At 64.5% G+C, this 21,900-nt stretch carries 19 protein-coding genes and 1 other annotated feature; of the genes, 10 read left to right on the forward strand and 9 right to left on the reverse strand.

All coding sequences use genetic code 11. From position 1 onward, the window contains the following. Positions 1–80 precede the first annotated feature (80 nt). The 8 genes from NE584_RS03585 to recJ form a co-directional block, all read right to left on the reverse strand. On the reverse strand, positions 81–1,955 hold the full coding sequence (locus NE584_RS03585) for a glycoside hydrolase family 13 protein (RefSeq protein ID WP_256181809.1): 1,875 nt from the start codon (positions 1,953–1,955) through the stop codon (positions 81–83). Between the two features lie 84 nt (positions 1,956–2,039). Next, positions 2,040–2,978, reverse strand: coding sequence for a uridine kinase (locus tag NE584_RS03590; protein ID WP_050622506.1), 939 nt, complete (start codon positions 2,976–2,978; stop codon positions 2,040–2,042). Positions 2,979–2,982: 4 nt separating this feature from the next. Beyond that, positions 2,983–4,494 (reverse strand): coproporphyrinogen dehydrogenase HemZ, encoded by a 1,512-nt coding sequence (hemZ, locus tag NE584_RS03595; RefSeq protein ID WP_256181810.1) that lies wholly within the window; start codon positions 4,492–4,494, stop codon positions 2,983–2,985. 43 nt (positions 4,495–4,537) lie between these two features. Next, complete coding sequence (locus NE584_RS03600) at positions 4,538–5,152, reverse strand: MBL fold metallo-hydrolase (protein ID WP_050622508.1); 615 nt, start codon at positions 5,150–5,152, stop codon at positions 4,538–4,540. A 65-nt stretch (positions 5,153–5,217) separates the two neighbouring features. Further along, entirely contained in the window at positions 5,218–5,676 is a 459-nt protein-coding gene (gene dtd, locus NE584_RS03605; RefSeq protein WP_050622509.1) for a D-aminoacyl-tRNA deacylase, read from the reverse strand. A gap of 32 nt (positions 5,677–5,708) precedes the next feature. Next, complete coding sequence (locus NE584_RS03610) at positions 5,709–5,921, reverse strand: hypothetical protein (protein ID WP_256181811.1); 213 nt, start codon at positions 5,919–5,921, stop codon at positions 5,709–5,711. Between the two features lie 28 nt (positions 5,922–5,949). Then, entirely contained in the window at positions 5,950–8,184 is a 2,235-nt protein-coding gene (locus tag NE584_RS03615) for a bifunctional (p)ppGpp synthetase/guanosine-3',5'-bis(diphosphate) 3'-pyrophosphohydrolase (protein WP_050622567.1), read from the reverse strand. Positions 8,185–8,256: 72 nt separating this feature from the next. After that, positions 8,257–10,335 (reverse strand): single-stranded-DNA-specific exonuclease RecJ, encoded by a 2,079-nt coding sequence (recJ, locus tag NE584_RS03620; RefSeq protein ID WP_256181813.1) that lies wholly within the window; start codon positions 10,333–10,335, stop codon positions 8,257–8,259. A gap of 272 nt (positions 10,336–10,607) precedes the next feature. Here recJ and NE584_RS03625 point away from each other — a divergent pair, with 272 nt between their 5' ends. The 10 genes from NE584_RS03625 (at position 10,608) to ileS (ending at position 20,128) form a co-directional block, all read left to right on the forward strand. Continuing rightward, positions 10,608–11,123, forward strand: a complete 516-nt coding sequence (locus NE584_RS03625) for a transcription repressor NadR (protein ID WP_108980097.1) — start codon at positions 10,608–10,610, stop codon at positions 11,121–11,123. Positions 11,124–11,144: 21 nt separating this feature from the next. Continuing rightward, entirely contained in the window at positions 11,145–12,089 is a 945-nt protein-coding gene (gene miaA, locus NE584_RS03630; protein WP_256181814.1) for a tRNA (adenosine(37)-N6)-dimethylallyltransferase MiaA, read from the forward strand. A gap of 52 nt (positions 12,090–12,141) precedes the next feature. Then, on the forward strand, positions 12,142–12,378 hold the full coding sequence (gene hfq, locus NE584_RS03635) for an RNA chaperone Hfq (protein WP_050622513.1): 237 nt from the start codon (positions 12,142–12,144) through the stop codon (positions 12,376–12,378). A gap of 51 nt (positions 12,379–12,429) precedes the next feature. Next, complete coding sequence (locus tag NE584_RS03640; protein WP_108980099.1) at positions 12,430–13,698, forward strand: HlyD family efflux transporter periplasmic adaptor subunit; 1,269 nt, start codon at positions 12,430–12,432, stop codon at positions 13,696–13,698. 51 nt (positions 13,699–13,749) lie between these two features. After that, the gene (locus NE584_RS03645; protein ID WP_050622515.1) at positions 13,750–14,460 is read left to right on the forward strand and encodes a YggS family pyridoxal phosphate-dependent enzyme; all 711 of its coding nucleotides are present in this window, start codon (positions 13,750–13,752) and stop codon (positions 14,458–14,460) included. 43 nt (positions 14,461–14,503) lie between these two features. Continuing rightward, entirely contained in the window at positions 14,504–14,986 is a 483-nt protein-coding gene (locus NE584_RS03650; RefSeq protein ID WP_050622516.1) for a cell division protein SepF, read from the forward strand. Between the two features lie 4 nt (positions 14,987–14,990). Continuing rightward, complete coding sequence (locus NE584_RS03655) at positions 14,991–15,857, forward strand: hypothetical protein (RefSeq protein WP_256181816.1); 867 nt, start codon at positions 14,991–14,993, stop codon at positions 15,855–15,857. Positions 15,858–15,888: 31 nt separating this feature from the next. Further along, entirely contained in the window at positions 15,889–16,623 is a 735-nt protein-coding gene (locus tag NE584_RS03660) for a DivIVA domain-containing protein (protein ID WP_050622518.1), read from the forward strand. A gap of 147 nt (positions 16,624–16,770) precedes the next feature. Continuing rightward, positions 16,771–17,002 (forward strand) — a binding site (T-box leader). Positions 17,003–17,045: 43 nt separating this feature from the next. Then, positions 17,046–17,306: a PF20097 family protein gene (locus tag NE584_RS19805; RefSeq protein ID WP_368044975.1), complete on the forward strand. Its 261-nt coding sequence runs from the start codon at positions 17,046–17,048 to the stop codon at positions 17,304–17,306. A 14-nt stretch (positions 17,307–17,320) separates the two neighbouring features. Then, positions 17,321–20,128: an isoleucine--tRNA ligase gene (gene ileS / locus NE584_RS03665; protein ID WP_050622520.1), complete on the forward strand. Its 2,808-nt coding sequence runs from the start codon at positions 17,321–17,323 to the stop codon at positions 20,126–20,128. 163 nt (positions 20,129–20,291) lie between these two features. On the opposite strand, the gene NE584_RS03670 is transcribed toward ileS, so the two are convergent. Then, a complete protein-coding gene (locus tag NE584_RS03670; RefSeq protein WP_256181818.1) occupies positions 20,292–21,812 on the reverse strand; it encodes a M23 family metallopeptidase in 1,521 nt (506 codons plus the stop codon). Positions 21,813–21,900: the final 88 nt, after the last annotated feature.

Consider the following 21,900-nt stretch of genomic DNA (forward strand, 5'->3'; position numbering starts at 1 on the left):
GGACGTAGAGAAAAGTATAGCATGTTTTTCAGGGAAATGCAAGGGGGCGTTTGAACTTTTTCGTCCCACTGGCGGCACTTCTACATCTGGGCCGGCTCCGCCTCCCCCACGCGCCAGATCCCGCCGCTGCGGGGGGGCAGCATCAGCACCGGGCCCTCCCCGGTCAAGGCCCACTCCCCAGCGCCCAGCAGGCGCTCCGGCTCCTCCGTCCAGGGCAGAGCCAGGGCCGCCGGCTCGTCCCCGGCGTTCAGCGCGGTGAGCAGGCGCTCCCCCTCCGTGCTCCGGAGGAAAGCCAGCAGATGGCCCGTCCCGGCCAGATACCGGATATCCCCCCGCCGCAGGGCGGGGCATTCCCTCCGCAGCTTGCCCAGGGCGGCGAACCAGTCCACCAGCTCCCGATCCTCCCGGCCCCAGGGGTAGGGTCTCCGATTGAAGGGGTCCTCAAAGCCCTCCAGTCCCGCCTCATCGCCGTAATAGACTGTGGGGGAACCGGGAAAGGCGTAAAGGAGTACCGCCCCCACTTTCAGCAGCTCCTTTCCCCGCTGGTACTGCTCCATACTCATACGGAAGCAGGCCCGCCAGTCCTTGCTCTGGTCCCTGCACTCGCTGCCCACCCCAAGCAGAGTGATGATGCGGGGGGTGTCGTGGGTGCCCAGAGAGTTCATGGCAGAGTAAAAGGCAAAAGAGGGGTAGTTCTCCCGCAGGGCCTCCATGGCGGAAACGAACTTGGCCCCGTCCCCGCCCCGCAGAAAGTTGAGGGCGGCATTTCGGAAGGGGTAGTTCATCAGCCCGTCGCAGTGGCGGCCCAGGATGTGCTTTCTCCGGACCCCATAGGCAATCTTGGTGGTACCGTCCTCCCACACCTCGCCGATGAGCAGGGTCCCGGGCTTCTCCGCCCGGGCGGCGGTGTGGATCCCGGCCACAAAGTCATCGGGCAGCTCATCAGCCACATCCAGGCGCCAGCCGTCCGCCCCCGCCCGCAGCCAGCGGCGGACCACCGAGTTCTCATCCCCAAAAATGAACTCCCGGTAGCCGGGGCAGCTCTCCTCCACGGCAGGCAGGGTATAGATCCCCCACCAGCTCTCGTACTGGTCAGGCCAGTGCCGGAACTGGAACCAGGGCCGGTAGGGGGAGCTCTCGCTCTGCACCGCCCCTGGCTCCGGGTAATAGCCGTCCCCGTTAAAGTAGCGGCTGACAAAGCCGGTGTGGTTGAACACCCCGTCCAGCATCACCCGCATCCCCCGGCGGTGGGCCTGCCGGCACAGCTCGGAGAAGTCCTCGTTGGTCCCCAGCATTGGGTCCACCCGGCTGTAATCAGCGGTGCCGTAGCGGTGGTTCTCCGCCGCTTCGAAGATGGGGTTGAAGTACAGCGTCTCTACCCCCAGGGACTGGAGGTAGTCCAGCTCCTCTATCACGCCCCTCAGGTCGCCCCCGAAGAAGTCCCGGTTGCGGATCTCCCCGTTGGCGTCGGGTCGGTACTCCGGCTCCTCCTGCCAGCTCTGGTGGACAGTGCGCCCCCCTACCAGCCCCGCGGGGTCAGGCACCCGGGTGCGGCGGAAGCGGTCGGGGAAGATCTGGTAGCTCACCCCCTCCCCGAACCAGCGGGGCACGATCTCGCTCCCGTCGTAGACGGTAAGCTGGTACTCCTCCTTTATGTTCCAGCGCCGACCGGTGATGGTCTCCAGCTGAAAGGTGTACCACACCAGTCCCACATAGTCCCCAGTGTCCAGGACGCCGGAGAAGGCATCCCGCCCCAGATCGGTGTCTGTCCAGGGCAGCTCCACCGTGATGATCTGATTGTCCCGCTGCTCCAGCCGGGCGGTGAGCTTCCCCCGGGAGTAGCCCTCCGACCGCAGGGGGCGGAGGGTGAACGTCACCTGGGTCCCGGAAGGGACCGCTCCATAGGGGGATTTGAACCGCACGCTCCTTGAGTCATAGACAAGAGGATCAGACATCAAACATCACTCCACATTTTTCTGGCACGGCGTGCCCCGGGCCACACAGCCCGCGGGCTGCCGCCCCAGCTCTCTCTTCTTCGTTCAATGGTACTTATAGCTGCCGCCGCCGATAAACTCCCTCAGCAGAGAGTCCACCGGCACCAGCTCCGGGTCGATGGGCTCGAACCACTGGAACGCCTCGATCAGCTCCAGCAGCTCGCCACGCCGTGCGTTCTCCTCCGGCACCGCCTGGAGCAGAGGCAGGGCAAAATTCTTCATCACCGACACCTCATAGGGCAGGGAGGAGTCGAAGATGATGTCCGCCCGGTTTTTATAGGGGGAGATATACAGCTTCTCCCCCCGGCGCACGTTGGCCCACATCTCCAGTGTGTCAGCCACACCTGTGCCGCGGAAGCTGTAATCCCGCACCGCCCGCCGGGTCAGCCGCATCCAGGTCCCCTTGAATCGGAGGGCCGCCCCGTCGTTCACATTGGAACGGGCGGAGATATACAGCTTGGCGGCCTCCGGGTGAGGACCTGCGATGTCGTCGTTCAGGGCATGGATGCCCTCAAAGATGGCGATCTCATTCTTCCCCAGCTTCAGTGGGGTGCCCCGGGCGTCGTTGCGCATCTGGCGGGCAAACTCAAATTTGGGGATGATGATCTCCTCCCCCCGGCTCAGGGCGGCGAAGTGCTGGTCCAGCAGCTCCATATCCAGGCACTGGGGAGATTCGTAGTCGATGTCTCCCTCGGGGGTGCGGGGCGCGGTCTTGCGGTTCAGGCTCTTGAAGTAGTTGTCCATAGCCACCGCGTGGGTATTGACGCCCCGGCGCTGGAGCTCCTCCGCGATCTTCATGGCGGTGGTGGTCTTGCCCGAGCCCGAGGGCCCGGAGAGCAGCACCACGGGGCTCTTGTCCAGATTGCTCAGGATGCGGTCTGCGGCCAGGGACACCCGCTGGGCATACGCCTGGTCGCACTCCTCCAGAAACTCGGTGACATCGGTCTTGATCCTTCGGTTGATCTCCTGAAGTTGATAGGCCATTGGTTCAAACCTCCCGGTAGAAGCGCAGGATCTCGTCCTTCTGCTCCAGAACTTTGGCGGACATCGCCAAATAGTCATGGGGATACTTGGGGTTGGTGAGGCGGACGATCCGCCCCGAACTCCGGTCCACCAGCTTGGTGACCCCGCCAGCCCCTAGGGACAGGACGCTCTGCAGTTCCTCCATCATGATGATATTATAGTGGTTTTCCGTTCCCGGTAAACACCAGCTCACATTTTCCAGCCCGCCTGACATGTACTTCTGCCGGTAGAGGTAATAGGGCCGGTAGCCTGCCCCCTCCAGGGCCTCCAGGCTGAGGTCCACCATTCGGGCCGTCTCCTCACCGGAAGGAAGCGCGCCCCCCTCCTCCATCAGCCTGGACCCCTTTTTCATGGCCAGGGTGTGGACGGTGATGTTTTCAGGCCTCAGGGCCAGCACCTCCTCCAGAGAGTCCCGGAAGCCCTCCACGCTGTCCTGGGGCAGGCCGGCGATCAAGTCCATGTTGATGCAGGCGAAGTCCACCTCCCGGGCGGTGCAGAACGCCTCCCGGATGTCCCGGGCGGTGTGGCGGCGGCCGATGGCCTGGAGCACCTGGTCCGACATGGTCTGGGGATTGATGGAGATGCGCTCAATCCCGTGTTCCCGCAGCACCTCCAGCTTTTCCCGGGTAATGGTGTCCGGCCGCCCCGCCTCCACCGTCATCTCCCGGCAGCCCGCCAGGGGAAGATGGGCCTCCGCCGCCGCCAGCAGGCGGTCCAGCTGGGATGCGGAGAGGGTGGTGGGAGTCCCGCCCCCCACATACAGGGTGCGGACCCGCAGCCCGGCCTGTTCCAGCACCTGTCCCGTGCGGCGGACCTCCTCCAGCAGCGCCTCCACGTAGGGGTCCACCAGCTTCAGGGCCCGACCCACGTCGGCGGAGACAAAGGAGCAGTAGGCGCACCGGGTGGGACAGAAGGGGATGCCGATATACAGGGACACCTGTCCCTCTTCCAGCTTCCGGTCCTCCGCCAGACTGGCCCGGGCGCACTCCACCGCCAGCCGGGCCCGGCGGGGGGAGACGTGGTACTCCCGCTCCAGCTCCCGGCAGGCCTGGGCCTCCGTGGCCCCCGCCAGCATGGCCCGGGTGGGCAGCTTCACCGGCCTGACGCCGGTGAGGGCGCCCCAGGGTGGCTCGCCCCCCAGCAGGGCGGTGCCCGCCTGGTAAAATGCCATCTTCAGGGCGTGCTGGAGGGTGTGGTACACCTGCTCCGGCGGACGGTCCAGCTCCCCGCTCCCCACACGGACCGCAGCCTGCCCCATCCCCTGGGGCCGGTACACCTGGGCGCGGACGGTGGTCCACACGGGGCTGCGGCGCAGGGTGAAGCGGGCGGCGTTGGTCTCCCCCTTCAGTGTACGGCCCTCCCGGGGGGGATATTCCGGCCGCTCCTCCGGGAAGAGGGTGAGCATCATCTGCTCCACCGCGTATTTATAGCGCTCCGGCTGGTAGTCATAGTTGTCCAAATCCAGATACAGCTTCATAGTCCACCTTCCTCACGGGAAAAATCTTCGGGCAGGCGCCCCCTCAGCTCCGCATGGCCTCCATCAGGAAGGGGTTGCTCCTCCGCTCCCGCTCCAGGGTGGAGGTGGCCTCGTGGCCGGGACAGACGTGGAAGTCCCCCTTCAGCTCCCCCAGCCGCTTCAGGGACTGCATGATCTGCTCATAGCTGCCCCCCCGCAGGTCGGTGCGGCCGCAGGAGCCGGCGAACAGGGTGTCCCCGGTGAAAAGCACGTCCTCCACCTTCAGGGTGACGGAGCCGGGGGAATGGCCGGGGGTGTGGAGCACCTGGATCTCGTGGTCCCCCAGGCGGATCACATCCCCCTCGTCGTAGAGCTTCAGATCGTCCACCTCGCCGGCCAGGGGGAACAAGGTACTGCCCGCCCCGTTGGCGTCAGCCTGGTGGATATAGATATCCGCCTGGGGATACACCCGGTGGAGGGCTGGCACCGCCGTGGTGTGGTCATAGTGGCCGTGGGTAAGGAGGAGATACCGGACCTCCACCCCCTCCTTCTCCAGCGCCTCCTGGATCAGCTCCGGCTCGTCGCCGGGATCGATGACGGCGGCCAGGTTCGTCTGGTCGTCCTCCAGAATATAGCAGTTGGTGCCGATGGGCCCCACCCGCAGCAGCTTTACTTTCATCGTTAGAACACCTCTTTTGGGTCAAAGTCCGGCGGGGACAGCCAAAGCGCGGACCGCGCCGCGCTTTACGCCCTTCCCGCTCCGTTTTTGTCCGTATCAAACAGAATGGTCACTGGTCCGTCGTTCACCGACGCCACCTGCATGTCCGCGCCGAAGGTCCCGTGCTCCACCTGGAAGCCCCGCCGGCGGCATTGCTCCATGAATCGCTCGTACAGGGGGACCGCCAGGTCGGGTCTGGCCGCCCCGGTGAATCCAGGTCTTCGGCTGGAGGTATCGGCATACAGGGTGAACTGGGACACCACCAGCAGGGCACCTCCCACCTGCTCCAGGCTCAGGTTCATCCTGCCGTTCTCATCCTCAAAGACCCGCAGGTTGCAGATCTTCTCCGCCAGCTTGTCACACACGGCCTCCGTATCTCCAGGGCCCACCCCCAGCAGGACCAGAAAGCCCTGCTCAATGGCTCCCTCCACCGTCCCGCCGATGGAGACGGAGGCGGAGGAGACCCGGGTCACCACTGCTCTCATCGCATTTCACCTCGATCGTTTTTTGATGATCGTCACACTGCCATGACGATCAGGGAGACCAGCCCGCCCAGGATGACCGCCAGGGCCAGCGCCGCTCCAAAAGCATACCAGCCGCTCCCCCGTCTCTTCCCGTCTCCCACCTCCTGAACGGCCCTGGAGATGGCGGCCGCCAAGCAGAACACGAATACAAAGGCCCAGATCGGCCAGGTCCAAGCGAACAGTATCCCTAAGATCTCCCATACCATGACATCCTGCCCCCTTTGTCCATCTATATTATTTTCCGCTGGCCCGGACCACCTGGTAGACACCCTGGATGTTATTCAGCTTGTTGATGACGGAAGAGAGCTCCTCCCGGTCCTTGACCTCCAGCACCACACTGACGCTGGCGTAGCCGTCGGGCATAGAGCGGGCGGACAGGGCGGACACCTTCACCTTGGCGGTGGACAGGGCCATGGCCACATCCAGGGTCAGGCCGTCCCGGTCCTTGGCGGACAGCTCCAAACTGGTCTGGTAGCTGGGCAGGCTGCCCTCCACCCAGGAGACCTTGACCCAGCGGGCGGCCTCCTCCGGCTTGCGCTTGCCGGGGTCGGCGTTGGGACAGTCCTGCCGGTGGACGGACACCCCGTAGCCCCGGGTGATGAAGCCCACCACCGGGTCGCCGGGCACGGGGGTGCAGCACTTAGCGAACTTCACCAGACAGTTGCCCAGCCCCTCCACGATGATGCCAGAGTCCGAGTGCTTGTTGGACCCCTTCAGCACCGGGACCTCCTGGCTGCTGGCGGGGACGATGACGCTCTCCGCCGTGGTCTTGGAGGCGGCCGCCGCCTTCTCCGCCTGGAGGCGGCCCAGGCGCAGCATCTCGTCCCGGATGCGGGCCACCGCTTTCACCGCGGTGGTGCCGCCGTAACCGATGGAGGCGTACAGCTCGTCCAAGGTGCCGAAGCGCACCTTGCGCAGGATGCTGGGCAGCACCTCCGGGGCGGTGATAGCCTCCAGCTTCAGGCCCACGTGCTTCAGCTCCGACTCAAAAGCTGCCCGGCCGGTGGCGATGTTCTCCTCCCGCTTCTCTTTTTTGAACCACTGACGGATCTTGTTGCGGGCCTCGTTGCTCTTGGCGATCTTCAGCCAGTCCCGGCTGGGCCCCTTGGCCGTCTTGGAGGTAAGCACCTCCACGATGTCGCCGTTGGAGAGCTGGTGGTCATAGGGGACCATCCGGCCATTGACCTTGGCCCCCACCATCCGGTTGCCCACCGCGGAGTGGACCGAGTAGGCGAAGTCGATGGGGGTGGCGCCGGCGGGCAGGCTCTTTACGTCCCCGTTGGGAGTGAAGACGAACACCTCGTCGGCAAACATATCCACCTTCAGGGTGCGGACGAACTCGTCCGGGTCGGTGTCCTGCTGGCTCTCCAGCAGCTTGCGCACCCACTCGAAGTCGTGCTCCGTGCCCAGCTGCTTGTTGGCCAGCCCCTGCTTATACTTCCAGTGGGCGGCCACGCCGTATTCCGCCGTCTGGTGCATGGCCCAGGTGCGGATCTGCACCTCGAAGGGGACCCCCTCCCGGCCAATGACGGTGGTGTGCAGGGACTGGTACATGTTGGGCTTGGGGGTGCCGATATAGTCCTTGAATCGGCCCAGCACCGGCTTGAACATGTCGTGGATGCAGCCCAGCACATTGTAGCACTCCGGGATGTCGTCCACGATGACCCGGAAAGCATACAGGTCAAAAATCTCATCCAGTGTCTTGTTCTGGGCGAACATCTTGCGGTAGATGGAATAGGTGTGCTTCACCCGGCCGTAGACCTTGCAGCGGATGCCCTCTTCCCACATCCGCTGGGTGATGCGCTGCTGGACGGCGGCCAGGAACTCCTCATGGGCAGAGGACCTGGCCGCCAGCTCGTCCTCGATCTCCTTATAGCCTACCGGGTCCAGGTAGCGCAGGGACAGGTCCTCCAGCTCCCACTTCAGCTTCTGCATGCCCAGGCGGTGGGCGATGGGCGCGTAGATCTCCATGGTCTCCAGAGACTTCTCCCGCTGCTTGGCGGGGGACTGGTATTCCATGGTGCGCATGTTGTGCAGCCGGTCACAGATCTTGATGAGGATCACCCGGATGTCCTGGGCCATGGCCATGAACATCTTCCGCAGGTTCTCCATCTGCTCCTCTTCCTTGGAGGTGTACTGCACCCGGGACAGCTTGGTCACCCCTTCCACCAGGGCGGCCACCGTCTCGCCGAACTGCTTGGCCACTTCTTCGTGGGTGGCGTTGGTGTCCTCAATGGTATCATGGAGCAGGGCCGCGATCACCGAGTCCGCGTCCAGCCCCAGGTCGGCCACGATCTCCGCCACCGCCAGGGGATGGGTGATATAGGGGGTGCCGTCCTTGCGCAGCTGCCCCTTGTGCTCCGCGTCCGCATAGGTAAACGCCCGGTACAGGCGCTGGGTGTCCAGTCCCGGGGTATAGGCGCTCACCTTGTCTTCCAGCGCCTGATATCGTTCCAGAATAGGGTCCATTCGGATCACCTCGCAAAAGTTTAGAGTAAAGCGGGGGCCGCCTAAAGCGCGCAGCGCCTTCTCTCCTCGGCGCTACGCCTCCGCACTGCCGCCGCGGATGGCCTGCCGCAGACGGCCCAGGATGGGGGAGGCCTCCAGGTCCACCTTCCTCTCCACCTGCCGCAGGGAGACCGCCACCCCCTGCGGGCCGGTCTCCAGGTCGATCAGCCCCCGTTCCGCCAGCACCTCCAGGCACAGCAGGACCCGCTCGGCTGCCTCCCTCTGTCCGGTGGCCCGGGAGGCCCCCCGGGCAATGCGGGAGGCGGTGTCCTCCACCCGGCCCAGCCCGGCGCACCGGCGCTGAAGATAGCGCCACAGCCCCACAAACTCCGCCCGGGAAGGCATCAGCAGCCGGGCCTCTGCCGGGGTCAGGCCCTCCCCCCGGCGGTATTTCTCATAGACAGCCCGCTCCGCCTGAGCCCGGGTGGGGGCCGGATGCAGGTCCGCCACCTGGAGCTGCACCGAGCGGGTGCCTCGAAACTCATTGATCTGGGGATAAAAGGCCACATCCACCCGGCCGCCGGGGGCCAGCCCCAGCTCGGCCCCGTCGGCGGAAAAGAAAATGGCGTCCAGCGGGGTCCCCTTGGACTCCAGCCGCAGCTTCAGGTGGCGGCCCCGCCCCACCTGGGACATGGACTGGATCAGGGCCCCCCGCAGCACCAGGACGGGCCGGGGGTTGCCAGTACCGCAGGGCTCCAGCCGGTCCAGATCGGCCACCGCCTCCACAGTGAGCTCCCGGGCCTCCACCTCTGCGTCGGCCTCCAGGGCGGCTGGGGATGCCCCGGCCCCCAGGGCCCGCTCCAAACCCTCCCGCAGGCGGCGGGAGAGAAGCGGGATGTTCTCCTCCCGCACGGTGAAGCCGGCGGCTAGGGCGTGGCCGCCGAAGCCCTCCAGCAGGTCACTGCACTCTGCCAGCCGCTCAAACAGGTTCACGCCGCCCCAGGAGCGGCAAGAGCCCTTCCCCATCCCGTGGTCCAGGCAGATCATAAACGCAGGGCAGCCGTACCGCTCCGTCAGGCGGGAGGCCACGATGCCCACCACGCCCTGGTGCCACTCCGGGTCGGCCAGCAGCACCGCCCCCTTCTGGGGGGCCCGGTCCAGCCGATCCACACACTGCCGGAAGATCTCGCCCTCAATGGTCTGCCGCTCCCGGTTCAGGGCGCACAGCTCCTGGGCCAGCTGCTCCCCCCGCTCCCGGTCCCTGGTGAGGAGGAGCTCCACCGCCATCTGGGCCCGCCCCATCCGGCCGGAGGCGTTGATCCGGGGCGCCAGGGTGTAGCCGATCGAGGTGGCGGTGATGGCCTTGTCCTCCAGCCCCGCCTCCCGGATCAGCAGGGCCAGGCCCAGCCGGCGGGGGTGGGAGAGCTCCTCCAGCCCCAGCCGGACGATGGTCCGGTTCTCCCCGGTCATAGGCATCACGTCGGCCACCGTCCCCACGGCGGCCAGGTCACAGTACTCCGCCAGCACGTCTCCGTCCCCTTCTGGTCCGTTGATGGCCATGGCCAGCTTCAGGGCCACCCCCACGCCGGCCAGGCCCTTGCAGGCGCTGGGGCAGTCGCTGCGCCGGGGGTCCACCACCGCCTGGGCGGCGGGCAGGCCGCTCTTGCACTCGTGGTGGTCCGTGATGACCACATCGATCCCCAGGGACCGGGCCCAGGCGGTCTCCTCCAGGGCAGTAATGCCGCAGTCCACCGTGACGATCAGGGAGGCGCCCTGCTCCTTCAGGGCCGTCACCGCCTCCCGGTTCAGGCCGTAGCCCTCCTCCAGCCGGTCTGGGATATAGGGGATGACTGCCCCGCCCTTCCGTCGGAGGAAATCGGTCAGCAGGCAGGTGGCGGTGATGCCATCCACATCGTAGTCCCCGTAGACTGCGATGGTCTCTCCCCGCTCCAGAGCCAGCCTGACCCGGCCGGCCGCCTGTGCCATATCCTTCAGAGCCAGCGGGTCCTCCAGGGCCGTCTCCCCACCCTCCAGCAGGGCCCGGGCCTCCTGCGGCGCACGTACGCCCCGGGCGGACAGCACCGCCGCCAGCAGAGGTGAGATCCCCGCCTCCTCCAGGGCAGCCAGGGCAGCCGGATCAGGAGGGGCCACCGTCCATTTTTCATACTTCACAGGCCACCCGCTCCTTTCCCGCCCTTCGGCTATAGTTGCTCAGAATAGTATTATAACACATCTATTTAAGATCCTTCAAGAGAAATTCCGACCCAGCCCCCTTTGTCTGTGCCGCGGGAGCGGAACGAAGGGGCGCATGCAGCCATCAAACGCGCCAAAAGCGGTCCCCGGAAAGATTTGGTGCCCGGCGTGCCGCAGACGGCAGTTGCTTCCCGCTCCGATCTGTGCTATGATTAAATATCACCCAGATTTTCAAGAGAGGAGGGTCCCCCATGGACGCAGTCCAGCGCCGGGCCGCGCTGTCCGACTATCTCTCCCAGGCGGCCGGGCCGGTCTCCGCCTCCGTCCTGGCGGCCCGTTTTTCTGTCAGCCGGCAGATCATTGTGGGGGACATCGCCCTGCTGAGGGCCGGCGGGCTGGACATCGCCGCCACCCCCCGGGGCTATCTGCTCCCCCGCCCCACCCCCGGTCTGACCCGCCAGCTGGCCTGTGTCCACCGGCCGGAGGACATGGGCCGGGAGCTGGAGCTCATGGTGGATAACGGCTGCACCGTGCTGGACGTGATCGTGGAGCACCCGGTCTACGGCCAGCTCACCGGCCAGCTCCACCTATCCTCCCGGTATGACGTGGGGCAGTTCCTCCAAAAGGTGTCCCGAAGCGGGGCACGGCCCCTGTCCGCCCTCACCGGCGGTGTCCACCTGCACACCATCCTCTGCCCAGATGAGGCCGCCTGGCACCGGGTCCGCGCCGCGCTGGACCAGGCAGGCTTTCTCTATACCGGCCCCTGAGCCCGCTGAAAGGAGTCTCCCATGCCCCCAAAGATCCTGGTCATTTCCGGCCCCACCGCCTCGGGCAAGACCCGCCTGGCCGTAGAGCTGGCCCTGCGCCACGGCGGCGAGGTGGTCTCCGCCGACTCCATGCAGGTCTACCGCCGGATGGACATCGGCACTGCCAAGCCCACCCCGGAGGAGATGCGGGGCATCCCCCACCACATGCTGGACGTAGCCGACCCGGAGGAGGACTTCTCCGTGGCCCGGTACGTGGAGCTGGCCGCCCCCTGCGTGGACGACATCCTGGCACGGGGCAAGCTCCCCATCGTGGCCGGCGGGACGGGTCTCTACCTGGACTCCCTCCTCTCCGGCCGCACCTTCGCCCCCTTCTCCCCCGACGGCGGTCTCCGCGCCCGGCTGGAGGCCCGCTTTGACGCCCTGGGGGGGGAGGCCATGCTGGGGGAGCTGGCCGCCGCCGACCCGGAGGCCGCCGCCCGCCTCCACCCCAACGACCGCAAGCGCATCGTCCGGGCCCTGGAGGTCTTTCAGCAGACCGGAAAGACCATCTCCCAGCATAACCGGGAGACCCGGGCCCTCCCGCTCCGGTACGATGCCCTCACCCTCTCCCTGGCCTTTCAGCGCCGGGAGGACATGTGGGCGCGCATCGACCGGCGGGTGGACGAGATGATGGCCGCAGGCCTGGCGGAGGAGGTCCGGGCCCTCCTGGACTCCGGTGTCCCGGCGCGGTGCACCGCCATGCAGGCCATCGGCTACAAGGAAATGGCCGCCGCGCAGCGCGGCGGCGGAGATGTCTGCGCCGCCGCGGAGGAGATCAAGCTCCGCTCCCGGCAGTACGCCAAGCGCCAGCTCACCTGGTTCCGCCGTACCGAAGGGGCCAAATGGCTCTTCTGGGGACCGGAGCCTGATTTTGAAGCGGCCTGCCGGACTTCGACAAAATATTTGGAAGAATTTGGTTTAGTATAGAGGCACTCGGGCCGAGCTCTGCTCCGCCTTAAAGAAAAAAGGAGTGCTCACCATGCAGAAAACCAACAATCTTCAGGAGATCTTCCTCACCCAGGTCCGCCGGGACCGCCGCCCCGTCACCATCTTTCTGATGAACGGGTTTCAGATGCGGGGCTATGTCACCGGCTTTGACGCCTTCACCGTGGTCCTCACCAGCGATGGCAAGCAGCAGGTGATCTACAAGCACGCCATCTCCACTATCGTCCCGGAGCGGCCCGTCCCCCTCTGCCAGCCCGGCGAGCTGGAGTAACTCCCGCCCCATCCCCACACCCATCCGCAAAAGAGAAAGAGAGCCGGTCACATGAAACAGGGCAACAGTCTGGTCACGCTGGTCATCGTCCTTCTGGCGGTGATGCTGGCCGCCTATCTGGGCGTCTACGCCTGGGACAGCTTTACCGATCCCTTCACCACTACCCTCACCTACTCCTATACTGCCAATGACAGCCTAGAGGCAGACGGCTGGGTGGTGCGGGAGGAACAGCTCCTCCCCGCCCAATCGGGCATCCTGGACATTACCCGGGCAGAAGGGGAGGAAGTGGGCCGGGGCCAGACTGTGGCTCTGGTCCACCAGAACAGCCAGGCGCTGGACGTCCAGGCTCAGATGGAGGAGCTGGCCATGGAGATCGAGCTGCTGGATTACGCCATGAACCAGACCGACGACGTCGTCTCCGCCGCCCGGCTGGACGAATCCATCCTCCAGTCCCTGGCCTCCCTGCGGTTCGCCTCCGCCTCTGGCTCCTACCGTCAGCTGGACGACGACGTGATGGAGCTGAAAAGCCAGGTGCTCAAGCGCAGCTACACCTATGGTGAGGGGCTTGACTCCTCCCAGCTCTCCGCCCTGCGGCAGTCGCTGATAGAGGAGTACCGCGCCCTGCGCACCCAGTCCAGCAGCGTCACCAGCCGCATCACCGCTCCTGCCGCGGGGGTGTTCTCCTCTTTGGCCGACGGCTATGAGAGCCTGCTCACCCCTCAGTCCATCCTGACCATGACCCCCGCCGACCTGGATGCCCTGGCCGGGCAGCAGGTCACGGCCCCCTCCGGCACCGCCGGCAAGCTCATCACCTCCGACCGCTGGTACTTCGCGGCCGCGGTCTCGGAGGAGGAGGCCCTGCGCCTGTCCAAGGAGAGCTCCGTCACCGCCCGCTTTTCCGGTTCCTTCAGCCAGGACGTCCCCATGACGCTGGAGCAGGTGGGGGAGGCGGTGGACGGCCGTGCGGTGGTGGTCCTCTCCTCCAACCGCTATTTGTCCCAGATCACTCTGCTCCGCGGCCAGACAGTGGAGCTCATCTTCGGCAGCAGCTCCGGCCTGCGCATCCCCAAGGCCGCTCTGCGCATGGTCACCCAGGAGTCCACCGATCCGGAGACCGGCGAGACCGTCCAGACCAACCTGGTGGGGGTCTATACCCTGGTGGGCGGCCGGGCAGAATTCAAGCCGGTGGAGATCCTCACCGAGGAGTCCGACTTCTATGTGGTCTCCCCCGCCACCGAGGGGCGGGCCGTCCTGCGGGCGGGGGACGAGGTCATCGTCCGGGCCACCGGGCTCTATGACGGGAAATTGCTGAATTTCTGAGGGCCGCCCATCCGGCAGCCCGTCACCTGTAGAGAAAGAGAGAGATTGCATATGTCCATCCAACAGCAGGTCCAGGCAGTCCGGGCCCGCATGGCGGCCGCGGCAGAGTCGTCCGGCCGCCGCCCGGAGGATATCGCCCTGTGCGCCGCCACCAAGGTGCAGAGCGACGACACCATCCGCGCCGCCATCGCCGCCGGCATCACCCTGTGCGGAGAGAACCGGGTCCAAGAACTCACCGCCCACCTGGCCGCCGGCGCCTATGAGGGCGCCCGGGTCCATTTTATCGGCCACCTCCAGACCAACAAGGTCAAGCAGGTGGTGGGACGGGTGGACCTGATCCAGTCGGTGGGGTCGGAGCATCTGCTCCGGGCTGTGGAGGCCCAGGCGGACAAGCTGGGCCTGGTTCAGGACATCCTGCTGGAGGTAAATATCGGCATGGAGGAGAGCAAGGGCGGGGTGGACCCAGCCCAGCTCCGTCCCTTGGCTGAGCTGGCTCAGTCCCTGCCCCATGTGCGCCTGCGGGGTTTGATGGCCATCCCGCCTATCAGCCCCCTCCCCGGTGCCAATCGGCCTTTTTTTGCAAAAATGTATCAGCTTTTTGTTGACATAAGACGCGAAATGTCCGATAATCAATGTGATATCGATTGCCTGTCCATGGGAATGAGCGGCGACTTTGAGGACGCCATCGCCGAGGGGGCCACGCTGGTCCGGGTCGGCACCGCGCTGTTCGGCCCCCGGCCGCCCATGCACACCGCCCGTTGAACCGGCGGCAGAGCTTACACCAAGGAAAAGAGAGGATACCGCTATGGGATTTATGGATGAACTCAAGCGCTTGGCCCACCCCTACGAGGATGAGGACGAGGACGATTTCGAGGAGTTTGAGCCGGCGCCTCGTGCTGCCGTCCCTGAGCGCCGGGACCGCTCCGAGCGGATGGACCGCACGGGCTCTTTGTACAGCGCCCCGGTCGAGCCGGAGCGCCGCAGCAACAAGGTCGTCAATATTCACACCACTACTCAGCTCCAGGTGGTGCTGGTAAAGCCAGAGCGCTTTGAGAACGCCAGCGAGATCGCCGACCATCTGCGGGAGAAGCGCACCGTGGTGCTCAACCTGGAGTCCACCAACAAGGAGATCGCCCGCCGCCTGCTGGATTTTCTTTCCGGCGTGGCCTATGCCAACGAGGGCAAGATCAAGAAGGTGGCCATCTCCACCTATATCATCACCCCCTACAATGTGGACATCCTGGGGGATCTGATCGACGAGCTGGAGAACAACGGGCTGTACTTCTGAGCAGATGGGACGCGTCGCCGTTCGGCCGCCGGGCCGGCTCCTCCCCCTCCTTTTGCTCCTGGCCCTGCTGTCCGGCTGCGCCGGCGGAGGGGCCGCCTCCGCCTCCGAAGACGAGGAGCCGCAGGCCCCGCTCCTCATGGAGCATGGCTGCCTCTCCATGGATCTGGACGGAGACGGCGCAGAGGAGGCCGTCCGCCTGTATGCCCTTCAGGCCGCGGACGACCTGCCCCCTGAGGCGCTGCCGCCGGAGGGCTCGGATTCCCGGAATCTGCTGTTCCGCTGGTATGTAGAGGCCCAGATTGGGGATGACTTGGTCACCTGTGACCTGAATGGCCGGTATTATTACTATTCTCCCCAGCAGGATCAGCCCCTGTTCTTCTCCATTCAGGACCGGCAGGGCGCGTCCCTGGTGGTGGCCGGTCTGATCCCACAGTCCAATGGGGCCGGGGCCGGCATGCTGGAAGTGCATGTCCTCTCCTATGACAAGGGAGCTTTTCAGGTCCTGGAGCTCCCCCTCTGGTCTATCCAGAGCGTTCAGGCCGGCATGACCGCCCAGATCACCGTACCCGAGACCGGCACCGTGGAGACGCTGGACCTGCTCCAATGGCTGGAGCGGGGAGAGGGACCGCTCTATGAGGCGGACGGGACTCTCGCCTGGCCCTGCGCCCCCGCCTCCTGGGAGGAGGGGGATATCTATGCCCTGCTCCCAGCCGAAGAGGGTATCTGGACGGCCCAGCGGCTGTACGGACAGGCCCTGTCGGACTTGATGGGCTATCTGGTGACCCACCTCACCTGGGACGACGGCACTCCCGTGGTCCTGGAACAGTATTTTGACTGGCGCGCCCAGAACGACGACGAGGTCCTGCGCTGAAAAAAGCGTTTTGATTTAGGAGGTAATGAATATGCTCACTCCTCAGGAGGTCTCCGAGCGCGCCTTTCCCAAGGCTTCCTTCGGCGGCTACAACATGGCTCAGGTGGATGAATTTCTGGATCTGCTCACAGCGGACTATACCTCACTGTACAATGAGAACGCCGTTTTGAAGAGCAAGATGAAGGTCCTGGTGGAGAAGGTGGAGGAGTACCGCGCCACCGAGGACGCCATGCGCAAGGCGCTGATGACCGCCCAGCGGATGGCCGACGAGCTGGTGAAGGAGGCGGAGGCCAAAAAGGCCCAGATCCTCTCCGACGCCGAAGGGGAGGCCAAGGAGCGGGTGGCCAATATCCGCAAGCAGGCCGGCGACGAGGAGTTCCGTCTGTCCGCCGCCCAATCCGCCACCGCTGCCTATGTGGCCAAGGTGCGGGCCCTCCACGAGCAGGAGCTGCGCTACCTGGACGGCCTTTCCCAGCTGTGCCCCGACGCCCCGGTCTCCCAGGCCGACCCGGTAGAGGAGGCCGTGGAGGAGATCGATGACAATGTCCAGCGCCTGGTGGCCCAGGCCATGGCAGACGCCACCGCCGAGAATCTAAAGGCCCAGGCCGCCCAGGAGGCTGCGGAGGGCCCAGAGGACCTGTCGGACACTGCAGAGTTCCCCCCCGCCCCCCAGGCGGAGGAGGAGCCTGAGGAGGAGCCGGTCCACGGCACCCGCCGCATCGACTTCGGCAACCTCCAGTTCGGCCGGGACTATGAGATCAAATAAGATCGCAGAGATACACTGGAAGCGCCCCCTCCGCCGTGCGGAGGGGGCGCTCTGCGCACCTATGACTGGAGCGTGCTAGACATGAAAATCCTCAACAAAATTCTTGACATTCCTCAATAAAGTGGATAAAATATAAGGGTATATCGTTATCATGCGCAGAAAAGGAAGAGTACCCGCCTCCGAGACGCACAGAGAGCCGCCGTTTGGTGCAAGGCGGACGGGAGGGGCTGGGGAAGATCACCTTGGAGCAGGGGGGCTGAACCTGAGTAAGCCCCTCCGGACGCCCCCGTTACCGGGCAGCATTTGAGTGGCTGGGACGGGATGCCCTTCCGGCAAGAAGAGTGGTACCGCAGAGGTCTTGTTCGCCTTTGTCTCTTTGAGAGACAAGGGCGTTTTTGTTTTTCCAGAGAGGAGTGGCTTTGATGAAGTGCCCTAAGTGCGGCCTTCTTATGGAAGAAGGGACCATGCACACGCAAAAATATCCCTTCTGGACCCAGCAGGAATTGCGGTTTTTTCACAGCCCCACGGATATGGTGGAACTGGGCCCCCCAGGTGATGACACCACCAGTATGTTCACGCGGGACCCGTTTCCGGAATTTCCCCACGCTATGCTCTGCCGGGCGTGTGGCCTGGTCACATTTCTATGTAATTTGATCGAAAAGTCTAAAAAAGACCCAGAATAGGAGGAAGCAAACCCATGGACTACAACAAGACCATCAATCTCCCCAAGACTGACTTCCCCATGCGGGCCGGTCTGCCCAACCGGGAGCCCGGGATGCTCCAGCGCTGGAACGACATGGACCTGTACCACGAGCTGCTGAAGAAGAATGAGGGCAAACCCCGCTTCGCCCTCCATGACGGCCCTCCCTTCTCCAACGGCAATCTGCACATGGGCCACGCCCTGAACAAGTCCATCAAAGACTTCATCACCCGCATGTACGCCATGCGGGGCCGCTATACCCCCTACATCCCCGGCTGGGATAACCACGGCATGCCCATCGAGTCCGCCATCATCAAGGAGCAGAAGCTCAACCGCAAGAAGATGAGCGTGGCAGAGTTCCGCACCGCCTGCCACAACTACGCCCAGAAATACATCGACATCCAGATGGAGGGCTTCAAGCGCATGGGTGTGCTGGGGGACTGGGAGCACCCCTATAAGACTATGGACCCCGGCTTTGAGGCGGAGGAGGTCAAGGTCTTCGGCTCCATGTACCGCAAGGGCTACATCTACAAGGGGCTTAAGCCCGTGTACTGGTGCCCCCACGACGAGACCGCCCTGGCCGAGGCGGAGATCGAGTACCAGGACGACCCCTGCACCACTGTCTATGTGAAGTTCCGGGTAAAGGACGATCTGGGCCGTCTGAGCCAATATGGCGACCTGTCCAACATGTACTTCGTCATCTGGACCACTACCATTTGGACCCTGCCCGGCAACCTGGCGATCGCCGTTCACCCCCGGGAGAGCTATGTGCTGGTCAAGGCGGACAATGGAGAGCTCTACATCGTGGCCGAGGCCCTGTGCGCCAAGGTGATGCAGGCGGGCGGCTTTGACCACTATGAGATCGTTAAGCAGTTCCGCGGCCAGGACTTCGAGTATATGAAGGCCCAGCACCCCTTCCTGGATAAGGAATCCCTGCTGTGCTGCGCCGAGTATGTCACCATGGATTCCGGCACCGGCTGCGTCCACACCGCCCCCGGCTTCGGCGCCGATGACTACGAGACCTGCAAGCGCTACAAGGTGGAGCTGGTGGTCCCTGTGGATGACCAGGGCCGCCACACTGACTACGCGGGCAAGTACGCCGGCCTGAAGACGGAGGAGTCCAACCCGGTCATCCTTACCGACCTGAAGGAGAGCGGAGCCCTCTTCGCCAGTGAGGAGATCGTTCACTCCTATCCCCACTGCTGGCGCTGCAAAAAACCCATCATCTTCCGGGCCACCCCCCAGTGGTTCTGTTCCGTGGACTCCTTCAAGGACGAGGCGGTGGCCGCCTGCGACGATGTTCGGTGGCTCCCTGCCTGGGGCAAGGACCGGATGATCTCCATGATCCGGGAGCGGGCCGACTGGTGCATCAGCCGCCAGCGCCGCTGGGGCCTGCCCATCCCGGTGTTCTACTGTGCCGACTGCGGCAAGCCCATCGTCACCGACGAGACCATTGAGGCTGTGAGCAGGCTCTTCGGTGAGAAGGGCTCCAACGCCTGGTATGAGATGGAGGCCAAGGATATCCTGCCAGAGGACTTCGCCTGCCCCCACTGCGGCTCAAGGACGGGCTTCACCAAGGAGGAGGACACCCTGGACGGCTGGTTCGACTCCGGCTCCACCCACTTCGCCTCCATGCAGAAGGACCAGAATTTCTGGCCCGCCGACATGTATATGGAGGGTCTGGACCAGTACCGCGGCTGGTTCCAGTCCTCCCTGCTCACCGCCGTGGGCGCGCTGGGCAAGGGGGCTCCCTTCCAGGAGTGCGTCACCCACGGCTGGACCGTGGACGGCGAGGGCAAGGCTATGCACAAGTCCCTGGGCAACGGCGTAGACCCCGCGGAGATCTTTAAGAAGTATGGTGCCGACCTGCTCCGGCTGTGGGCGGGTTCTGCCGACTACCATGTGGACGTGCGCTGTTCGGACAACATCTTTAAGCAGCTCAGCCAGAACTATCTGAAGTTCCGCAATACCGCCCGGTACTGCCTGGGCAACCTGGACGGCTTTGACCCCGATCACCTGGTGTCCCCGGAGGAGATGCTGGAGCTGGACCGCTGGGCGGTGACCAAGCTCAACGAGCTGATCCGAAAGTGCTTTGCCGCCTACGACAACTACGAGTTCCATGTGGTCTCCCACGCCATCAACGACTTCTGTGTGGTGGAGCTCAGCTCCTTCTATCTGGACATCATCAAGGACCGTCTGTACTGTGAGGGAGTGGACAGCCTGGAGCGCCGCTCCGCTCAGACCGCTCTGTGGATGATCCTGGACACCATTACTAAGCTGTTCGCCCCCATCCTGGCCTTCACCTGCGACGAGATCTGGCAGGCCATGCCTCACCGGGAGGGTGACGACCCCCGCAATGTGGTCCTCAATGAGATGAACCAGCCCTTCCAGGACTACGACATGGGCGCGTTGGTCTCCTGGACTGCTCTGATCCAGCTGCGGGACGGGGTAAACGCCGCCCTGGAGGCCGCACGGAACGAGAAGAAGATCGGCAAGAGCCTGGAGGCCCACATCACTCTGGTGCGGGCCCAGGACCAGGCGGACAACCTGACCGCCCTTCAGGAGAAGTTCCAGGACCAGTGGGCCGACCTGTTCATCGTCTCCGACGTGGAGGTGTCGGACGACCCGGCTCTGTACGCCCAGGGGAGCGACACCCCCATCGCCGGTGTGCGGGTACTGGTGAGCGAGGCCAATGGAGACAAGTGCGAGCGCTGCTGGAAGCACCACCCCCTGGTGGGCGCCAATGCGGCCCATCCCACCCTGTGCCCCCGGTGTGCCAAGGTGGTCCAGGCCATCCATCTGTGATCGGGTCCTCCTTTCCTTCTGACTAACGATCAGAAGTCCCGCCGCTCAGGCTCCTGAGCGGCGGGACTTTTCTTATTCCCCCGTTATTCCGCATGTACAAAGGGGCATGAAAAGGCTCCGGCACAGCCTTTCCTGTGCCGGAGCCCAAATGGTTTCTGGTCGTTCAGCTGAGATAGGACAGGGGATTCACCGAGGTGCCGTTCACCCGCACCTCAAAGTGGCAGTGGGTGCCGGTGGACCGGCCGGTGCTGCCCGCCTTGGCGATCTGCTGTCCCTTGTACACCTTCTGTCCTGCGGACACCAACAGGGAAGAGTTATGGCCGTAATAGGTCTGGGTGCCGTTGTCGTGGGTGATGATGACCAGATAGCCATAGCTCCCCTTGTAGCCGGCGAAGGTGACGGTGCCGCCGTCTGCCGCCTTGATGGCCGCACCGTAGGAGGCGGAGATATCGATGCCGGAGTGGTAGCTGTAACTGCCGAAAATATTCCGCCCGCCAAAGTAGGAGGTGATCCGCCCCCGGATGGGCCAGGAGTAGCTTCCAGTGGAGGCTGTCTTAGGCTTCTCCTTGGTCCCCACCGCCTTGACTGTTGTGGTGGGCTCGCGCAGGGTGGTGGAGGACAGGATCTCCCGCTGGGTCTCGCTCCCGTTCACATAGGTCACCTGGGCGTGGACCTGGGCCTCGCCCTCTGTACCCTGGGTCAGGATCTTCGAGTCCCCCACATACATGCTGGAGTCCTTCACCTCCTCCACCGGGCATGCGATGGGCTCGGTATAGGTCACGTCGTCCACCGTGGTCACCGACAGCAGAGGGATCTGCTCCTTCACATTGAGCACGTCCCCGATCATCAGTCGGTTGATATCGATGCCCGGATTCAGCGCCTTCAGGTCGCTGACAGACATGTCGTTGGCATAGGCGATGGCGTTGAAGGTGTCTCCCTTCACCACCGTGTAGGTGGTGTCGCCAGTGGTGTTGGCCATCAGGGCGGTCTGGAGCTCCTCGGCGGTCATCTGCCCCTCCTCCGAGTAGACATCCTCCACCTGGATGTCGTCTACAAATTCAGCGGAGATGGTGTTCTCATTCACATACTGGCCCTTCAGCTGGTCCAGCACGGACTCCAGGGCTCCCATCTCCTCCACGGAGCCCACCGCCACGCCGTTGACGCTGACCTGATAGCGGCGCAGGCCATCGGCTACCTGGCTGAGCTGCTCCAGGAAGTAGTTCTCCACCTGGTCGGGCTGGGTCAGCTCAGACCGCAGGGAAAGGGTGAAATCATAACCGATCTGCCCCTCCACCTGGTAGTCGTGTCCCAGGATCTCCGTGCCTCGGCGCTCCACCTGAGCCACCGCGTCGGCTACCACAGCCTGGTCGCTCACCACACCCAGAGTATCCCCGTCCACCGTGACAGTATAGGCCGGGGCGTATAGGGTGGAGACAGTCAGCGCCAGTCCCAGCGCTCCGGACACCGCCAGAAAGGTGACCGGACCGGTGGCGCGGTTCCCCCCCGCCAGGTCATGGACCGTGTGGATCACACGGCGGCCATGGAACCGGGCCCACTGATAAAAATGCTTCCAATCTGTGACCACCCGGCGCGCCAGCAGCCCCAGCTGCTCCTGAGCTGACAGCTCCCGGCCGTCACTCTGCCGGGGCCGGCGGCCGGCGGGCTTGTGCAAAACCTCGTCCATGAATCATGACCTCTTCCAGATCAAATTTCCCGCTGCCCCAAAAGTGACAGAACGGAAAAGAAAATGTTACAATTTGGTTACAAACGTA

Origin of the sequence: Clostridium sp. DFI.5.61, from assembly GCF_024462915.1 — a bacterium.
GTDB lineage: Bacteria > Bacillota > Clostridia > Oscillospirales > Oscillospiraceae > Lawsonibacter > Lawsonibacter asaccharolyticus.